The 1,595-nt window shown below is 71.0% G+C and carries 1 protein-coding gene; it reads left to right on the forward strand.

What is annotated here, in order from left to right:
- The first annotated feature begins 141 nt into the window (after window positions 1–141).
- Window positions 142–1,587, forward strand: a complete 1,446-nt coding sequence (locus RKE29_RS29785) for an NF041680 family putative transposase (RefSeq protein ID WP_312008829.1) — start codon at window positions 142–144, stop codon at window positions 1,585–1,587.
- Window positions 1,588–1,595: the final 8 nt, after the last annotated feature.

Genomic DNA, 1,595 nt, shown 5'->3' on the forward strand with positions numbered 1-1,595 from the left:
AGCTTGTTCTTTAAGGTCTGACCTCGAACGATGTCCCGAACGCACTCGCTCGTACGGGGATTCCGGAGACGTGAACACGGCCTTCGTCTGATCCTGTGCTCCGACCAAAGAGGCACTTGATCAGCACGAAGGCCGTAGGGAATGAGTCTGCTGCAATCTGGCGTCCGACGGGAGGTGTTCGCGGTGGCGTCACGCTTCCGGGACGACTTCTTCGACTGCCTGCCCGTGCGTGGGGACACGCTGTTCGAGCTGACCGACGCGTTGCTGTGCGCGGACGGGCCGGTGACCACGCCGGTGGACCTCACGCTGACGGCCGAGCACCGGCGCGGGCACGGTGCGATGTACGACGCGCTCAACTGCGGGAACGTGGAGGTGCCGCGGCTGCGGCAGGTGCTGGCCGGGCTGCCGCAGCCCGAGGCCGCCGACGGGCGCCTGGTCCTGGCCGTCGACGTCACCCACTGGCTCCGCCCCGACGCACCCACCTGCCCGGACCGCTTGTTCTGCCACGTCTACGGCCGCAGCGGACGCTCGTCGGACCAGTTCGTGCCCGGCTGGCCCTACTCGTTCGTCGCCGCGCTGGAGTCGGGCCGGACCTCGTGGTGCCAGATCCTGGACGCACTGCGGCTGGGGCCGGCCGACGATGTCGCCGAGGTCACCGCGGCCCAGGTCCGCCGGGTGGTCGAGGACCTGATCGGCATGGGGCGGTGGCGGCGGGGCGACCGCGACATCCTGATCGTCTTCGACGCCGGCTACGACGCCCCGCGCATGGCCTACCTGCTGGAAGGACTGCCGGTGGAGGTCCTCGGGCGGATGCGCACGGACCGCGTGATGCGCAAGCCGGTCCCGGTGCCGTGGATCTCACCGCCGCAGGGCGGGCGCCCGCCCAAGCACGGCAAGGAGTTCCGGTTCGCCAAGCCCGGCACATGGGGTGAGCCTGATGCCGCGACCGTGCAGGTCACCGACCGCTACGGCACCGCCCGCGCGATGACCTGGGACCGCATCCACCCGCGGCTGACCACCCGCTCGGCGTGGATCGACCACACCGGCGAACTCCCCGTGATCGAGGGCACGCTGATCCGCCTGGAGGTCGACCGCCTGCCCGGCGGCCACGATCCACTCCCCGTCTGGCTGTGGTCCTCGGCCACCGGCCTGCCGGGCGAGGACGTCGATCTGCGCTGGCAGGCGTTCCTGCGCAGATTCGACCTGGAGCACACCTTCCGGATGATCAAGCAGACGCTGGGCTGGACCCGCCCGAAGCTCCGCACGCCCGAGGCGGCGGACCGGTGGACCTGGCTGATCATCGCCGCCCACACCCAACTCCGCCTCGCCCGCGCCCTCGCCGCCGACCTCCGCCGCCCCTGGGAGAAGCCGGCCGAGCCCGGCCGGCTCACCCCCGCCCGGGTCCGCCGGGGGTTCAGGAACCTCCGCCCGCACCTGCCCTGCCCTGCCCGTGCACCGAAACCCAACCGGCCCGGTCCCGGCAGGCCACCCGGCTCGAAGAACCGACACCCCGCCACCCGCTACGACGTGGGCAAAACGGTCAAGCGACCCGAGAGCATCGCCGAACGTGACCAGGTCAGACCTTAAAGAACAAG

Origin of the sequence: Streptomyces sp. B1866 (assembly GCF_031932565.1) — a bacterium.
Lineage (GTDB): Bacteria > Actinomycetota > Actinomycetes > Streptomycetales > Streptomycetaceae > Streptomyces.

What these genes read in the sequence shown, in the direction of transcription:
- RKE29_RS29785 (WP_312008829.1), top strand. Translation starts at nt 142, where the DNA reads ATGAGTCTGCTGCAATCTGGCGTCCGACGGGAGGTGTTCGCGGTGGCG.